Genomic DNA, 5,831 nt, shown 5'->3' on the forward strand with positions numbered 1-5,831 from the left:
TGTCGGGCCGCGGCGCGCGCGGACCGCCTCGAATGCCCGCCGGTCGGCACCGGCGAGCCGGCCGCGCTCCGCCGCGGCCGCCAGCATGATGACCGCACCGAACGCCGCCGCGGCCGCCGGCACCCGCCGGACGCTCACCGCGCTGACCTCGTCATCCTCGTCGGCATGAGCTACCGCCCGGCGACCGGCTGATCGCCGGCGTTGCCCGCCTCGGCGAGCTGGGCGAGCACATGGTGCAGCACGGCGGCCCGTTCGGACAGCTCGCGTTCCTTTTCCTCGGCGGTGGCCTGCGAGACATGGCGCAATCCCGCGGCCGCCGCAAGCGCCGACTGCATCCGGTCGGTGGCGTCAGCGTAGCGTTGCTGCACCGAGCGTGCGAGGGAGCGGGCCGCCTCGGACAGCCGGTACTGCAGGTCTCCCCGCGCCCGGCCGATCTGGCTTTCCACCAGGCCGGGGGTCTCGCGACGCAGATGCTCGCGTGCGCGGCGGCGGCCGGCCTCCCCGGGCAGGCTGCGGCGGATGGCGCCGGCGAGCAACTCGGTCTGGCCGATGTCTTCCGCGGTGGTAAAGAAGAAACGGCGATCCTCGGCGAGCCGGCCGGCCGGCGCTGGCACCGCCAGGTCGAGCCCGAGCAGCTCGGCGGCCGAATCGCGCAGCACGTCCAGTGCGGCCTGCAGGTCCGCGGTGAGCCTGACATCGGTGCGGGCCAGGCCGTCCTCGATGACCTGGCGCCGCTGCTCGCGCCAGGCTTCGGCCGCGGCGAGCGTCAGCGCTGCCAGCCGCTCGCGGCCTCGCCGTTCGATCTCGGCGGGCGAGGCGTCGCGAAGTTCGGTCTCGAGCACCTCGTCCAGCCGCCCCGCGACCTCACCGCCAAGGCGCGGGCCTGACGCTTCCGCGGCCTCGTTGAGCGCTGTCAGCAGCCGCCCGGACTCGGCGTTGACCACGGCCACCGCGTCCCGGCCGCGGACGACCACCTCCGTGAGCCGCTCGCCGAACCGGTCCACCTGGTCAGCGGCGTCACCCACGGCCAGCTCCGCGGCGCGGCGGGTCAGCGCTACCTCATCAAGCAGCGAGCGGGCGATTCGCTCCGCTCGCATGACGGCCGCCGAACGCAGGTCGCTCATCCGCCTGCTGGCCAGGTAGGCGGTGAAGTCGGCGGTGAACTCGTCGAACCCGGGATCGCCGCCGTTGAGCGCCGCGCGGGCCGACAGCGCGTACACCCGGCCGGGGTCGCGCCCGCCCTGACCGTCATGGCCGCCCGCCGCCGCGGCGAGCACCCGCCTGGTGAACTCGGTCGCCTCGGCCAGTCCGGCCGCGTCGAGATGGTCGGCCTTGTTCAGCACGGTGAACGTCGTCACCGACAGGCCGGTCACGGTCGCGTACAGGTCACGCTCGGCCGCCGACACGGGCGGGTCGGCGGCGAGCACGAACACCGCCGCGTCCATCGTCTGCAGCGCCTCGCGGGCCGCGGCGGTGTCCCACTCGTACACCGAACCGGTGCCAGGCGTGTCCACGAGCTCCACCCCGCCCGCCAGCAGCGGGGCGTCCAAGTGCACGGTCACGCTCGCGACGCGGCGCCTGTTGCCTGGGTTGCCCCGCTCGGTGACCAGCTCAGGCAATGCCGACAGCGGCTGCTTTTCCTCGTGCCCGTCACCGAACCGCACCTCGACGCGCGGGTCGTCGCCGTACCGCACGGTCGTGGCGACCGCGGTCAGCGGGGTCACCCCCGCGGGCAGCACCGCGCGGCCAAGGAGCGCGTTGATCAGCGTGCTCTTGCCCCGTTTGGCCTCTCCCGCGACGAGCACCCGCAGCCGCGCCGCGGCCAGCCGGTCCCGCAGCGCCGCGATCTGCTCCCGGTCCCGGTCCGTCCCCAGAGCGGCAAGCTGCTCCAGCGCGCCGTCTAGGGCGCCATCACCGTCCGACATCGATCCTCCTACCAGCGTAACTCGCGCATGGCAGGGACCGTTGGCGGCCGCGGCCGCTTACGCGCTGCCCGCCACCACAACCGATCGGGGTGCCGGGCCGCAACGGCGAGCCCCTCCGCCGTGCCGATTCAGCGCTATCGCCAGGATATCTGCCCGCGCGCCCGTCCAGACGGGCCTTACGGCCCTGCCGTGCCGTGCCCGGCCGGCGCACACTGCCATGTGGGGAAGGAGGCGGGGAAAGGAAAGACGGGAAAGATGGGAAAGACGGGAAAACCGAACGAGAATGGAGAACACGATGAGCTTCGATGTCACCGACCTGTCCGCGCTTGAGATCCTGGACTCCCGGGGACGGCCGACGCTCGCGGTGACGGTCCGGCTGGCCGACGGCACCACGGCCCGCGCCGGCGTCCCGTCGGGCGCGTCGACCGGGTCGCGGGAAGCGGTGGAACTCCGGGACGGCGACACGTCCCGGTACGCGGGCAGGGGCGTGCTGCGGGCGGTCGCGTCCGTCAACGGCGAGATCGCCGGCCTGCTGCGAGGGCGGCCCTGGGATTCGCTGGCCGCCGCGGACCTGGCGATGATCGCGCTTGACGGCACCCCGAACAAGAGCCGGCTCGGCGCCAACGCCACCGTCGGCGTCTCGATGGCGCTGGCCCGGGCGCTGGCCGCCGCGGCGGGAATCCCGCTGTGGCAGTGGCTTGCCCCCGACGGGGTCACCCCCTCGCTGCCCGTCCCCCACTTCAACGTCCTCAACGGCGGCGTGCACGCCCCCAACGACCTGGACTTCCAGGAGTTCATGATCGCCCCGCTCGGCGCCCCGTCGATGCCCGAGGCGGTCCGCGCGGGCGCCGAGGTCTACGCCTCGCTGCGCCGGGAACTCACCGACCACAAGCTGTCCGTCGGCCTCGGCGACGAGGGCGGCTTCGCCCCCGAGCTCAGCGAGCCTGAAGAGGTGCTCCGGCTGATCGTCGGGGCGATCTCCGACGCGGGGTACGTCCCAGGGCCCGGCGGCGTCTCGATCGCCCTGGACCCGGCCGCCTCGGAATTCCGGCAGCCCGACGGCCGCTACAAGGTGGCCGGCGACCTGCTGGACAGCGACCAGATGATCGACAGGCTCGCGGCGATCGCCGCCGAGTTTCCCGTCCACCTGATCGAGGACGGGCTCGGCGAGGACGACGACGCGGGCTGGATCGCGCTCACCAGGCGGCTGGGCGACAGCACCGAACTGGTCGGCGACGACAACTTCTGCACCAACCCCGCGATCATCGCCGACGCCATCGAGCGGGGCATCGGCAACTCATCGCTGATCAAGGTCAACCAGATCGGCACCGTCACCGAGACCTTGCAGGCCATGGCGATCTGCCGGCAGGCCGGGTACCGGCAGTTCGTCTCGCACCGCTCAGGCGAGACCGAGGACAGCTTCATCGCCGACCTCGCCGTCGGCACCGGCTGCGGCCACCTGAAGTCCGGCGCCCCGGCCCGCGGCGAGCGCACCGCCAAGTACAACCGGCTGCTCGAGATCGCCGCCACATCCCGCCTCCGCTACGGCATGAACTGAGCGGGTGCACCGGGTTCAGGAGATGGGGCACCACCAGGTCAGGGAGGCTGCCCCGGGGGCGGTGACGGTCACTTCGACCGTCCCTCTGCTACCGCATGTCGGCGAGGACACCAGGTAGGAGCCGCCCGGCAGGCGGAACGTCACCACTCCGTCCTTGCCCGCGCGGGAGGAGAGGCTTGTGCGGGAGGAGGCGACCTGGACCTCGGCGTTGGGGACAGGGAACGTGGGCGTGCCTCCGCCGGGACGCGCGGGGCCGCCCGCATACATCACGGTGACCCTGAGCGTCCCGGTCGCCTCGTGGTGAGAACTGCCCGCTGCCGCCGGGCCCCCGCAGCTCGCGCAGCCGACCGCCAGGGCGGCGACGGCGCCCGCCGATTTCGCGGCCAGCAGTGTCTTGCCGGCCATGACACGAGCATGCTCGGGAACGTCACGGTCAGGCAAGGGCGGTGACCACCGCGACGACGGCGACGAGCGCGATCAGCATGTACAGCAGGTAGGCGTCAAGGCGGCCCGACTGCAGCCGCCTGGCCGCCGCCACCACGATCGCGAACACGCGCGCGGCCGGCCGGTACAGCCAGCTGTCCACGACCTCGACGACGTCGGAGTCGTACCGCAGGTGCGGCACCGCGTCCCCGCCGCCGGCGGCCGTGCCGTGGCCGTCGCCGTGCCCCGCCGGTTCGAGTTCTGCCACGCCGGCCCGCGTGTGCAGCACGCTGGCCAGCACCCGCCTGGCCGGGTTCGCGTAGCCGAACGCGGTGTAGGAGTCCGCCCCTTCGACCCCGATCGTCGCAGAACGCCACGCCGGTACCCGCCGCACCCGCACCAGCCGCCGCCCGGACAGGCCGAGCGTGAGCAGCGCGACGAGCACGAGCATCAGCGGCAGCTCCACCCACAGCCAGGACGGCGACAGGATCGAGAACCCGGCGAACACCGGCTGCAGCACCCACGGGGACTTCAGCGCGCCCATCGTCAGCCCGCCAGGCACGACCGGCGACAACCCGGCGGCGATCACCCGGACCTCAAGCGGCGTGACCGCCGCGAGCGCCAGCGGGCACGCCGCCAGCGCGACGATCGCCGCACGGCCGGCCCAGCCATAGTCCGCACGTCGCGTTTGCGCGCGAACGCGGCCGGGGGGTTCCGGGGGGTCGCTCCCCCGCGACAGCACCACCATGCCCACCAGGCGCACGAACGTGACCCCGGCGAACCCGGCGGTGAGCGCGACCGCCGCGCCGGCCAGCGCCAGCGTGAGCCGGCCGCCGAGCGCCGTCACCCGGAACTGCTGCATGAGCGACTCGAGCAGGAACCACTCGGACACGAACCCGGCCGTCGGCGGCAGCCCCGCCAGCGTCACCGCGCCCACCGCGAGGCCCGCGCCGCTCCACGGGGTCCGCCTGCCCATCCCGCGCAGTTCCTCCAGGTCGTCCCCGCCCGCGGCGGCCTCGATCCCGGCGGCGGAGGTGAACAGCAGCGACTTCGCCGCCGTGTGCGCGACCATCTGCAGGGTCGCGGCGAGCAGGCCCACCGCGACGAGCCGCTGGTCGGCCGCGGACGCGCCGGTCACCGCGACGCCGAACCCGGTGACGATCAGCCCGGTGTTCTCCACGCTTGAGTAGGCGATCACCCGGGACAGCCGGTTCTGGACGGCGGCGTGCGCGATGCCGAGCAGCGCGGTGAACCCGCCGAGCAGCAGCAGGATCCCGGCGAGCCAGCCGGGCGGTCGCCCGAGCAGCTCCAGCGTCCGCCACATGCCGTAGAACCCCACGTTCACGCACACACCGGCCATCACCGCGCGGGCCGGGCCCGGCGCGGCCGAGTACCCGCGCGGCATCCACACCTGGAACGGCACCAGCCCGGCCTTCACGGCGAACCCGGCGAGCAGCAGCACGAGCGCCGCGGTCTTCGCGGCGCCGCCGGGGACGCCGGTGAACGACGCGAGCAGGATCGAGTGCGACTTCGCGGCGAGCAGCAGCAGCCCCAGCAGCAGCGCGGCCCCGCTCACCTTCCCGAGCGCGACGGTGATCCGCGCGGCGCCCGCCCGGTCGGCCTCCCGCCGCGAGGCCCCCGCGAGCAGGTAAAAGGCAACGGTCAGCGCCTCCCACGCGAACAGCGCCGTGAACGCGTCCCGCGCCGTCATGATCACCGCGACCGCGCCGAGCGCCAGCGCGTACCCGGCGGCCAGCATCCGCGTCGCCGGGCTGGCGGGCCGGGCGGCCCATGCGGCGAACGCGACCGACACGGGGACCGCCGCGCCGAGCGCCAGCACGAGGAACAACCCGGACAGCCGGTCGGCGGCGAGCCCGGCGGCCTGCTGGCCGGGCAGGGGCGTGCCGAGCCACCCGGCGACGTTC

General features: G+C 74.0%; 4 protein-coding genes. 1 reads left to right on the forward strand and 3 read right to left on the reverse strand.

The annotated features are described in order from the left end of the window. Positions 1–170: 170 nt before the first annotated feature. On the reverse strand, positions 171–1,925 hold the full coding sequence (locus tag Q1N79_RS06040) for a dynamin family protein (protein ID WP_300605424.1): 1,755 nt from the start codon (positions 1,923–1,925) through the stop codon (positions 171–173). A 295-nt stretch (positions 1,926–2,220) separates the two neighbouring features. Here Q1N79_RS06040 and eno point away from each other — a divergent pair, with 295 nt between their 5' ends. Continuing rightward, a complete protein-coding gene (gene eno, locus Q1N79_RS06045; protein ID WP_300605426.1) occupies positions 2,221–3,483 on the forward strand; it encodes a phosphopyruvate hydratase in 1,263 nt (420 codons plus the stop codon). A 15-nt stretch (positions 3,484–3,498) separates the two neighbouring features. Here eno and Q1N79_RS06050 read toward each other — a convergent pair whose 3' ends face one another. Beyond that, on the reverse strand, positions 3,499–3,888 hold the full coding sequence (locus tag Q1N79_RS06050; protein WP_300605428.1) for a hypothetical protein: 390 nt from the start codon (positions 3,886–3,888) through the stop codon (positions 3,499–3,501). Between the two features lie 28 nt (positions 3,889–3,916). After that, positions 3,917–5,831: proton-conducting transporter membrane subunit (locus tag Q1N79_RS06055; protein WP_300605430.1), on the reverse strand; the 1,915-nt coding region annotated here is incomplete at its 5' end.

Origin of the sequence: Trebonia sp. (assembly GCF_030042015.1) — a bacterium.
Classification (GTDB): domain Bacteria; phylum Actinomycetota; class Actinomycetes; order Streptosporangiales; family Streptosporangiaceae; genus Trebonia.

What these genes read in the sequence shown, in the direction of transcription:
- Q1N79_RS06050 (WP_300605428.1), bottom strand. Translation starts at nt 3,888, where the DNA reads ATGGCCGGCAAGACACTGCTGGCCGCGAAATCGGCGGGCGCCGTCGCC.
- Q1N79_RS06040 (WP_300605424.1), bottom strand. Translation starts at nt 1,925, where the DNA reads ATGTCGGACGGTGATGGCGCCCTAGACGGCGCGCTGGAGCAGCTTGCC.
- eno (WP_300605426.1), top strand. Translation starts at nt 2,221, where the DNA reads ATGAGCTTCGATGTCACCGACCTGTCCGCGCTTGAGATCCTGGACTCC.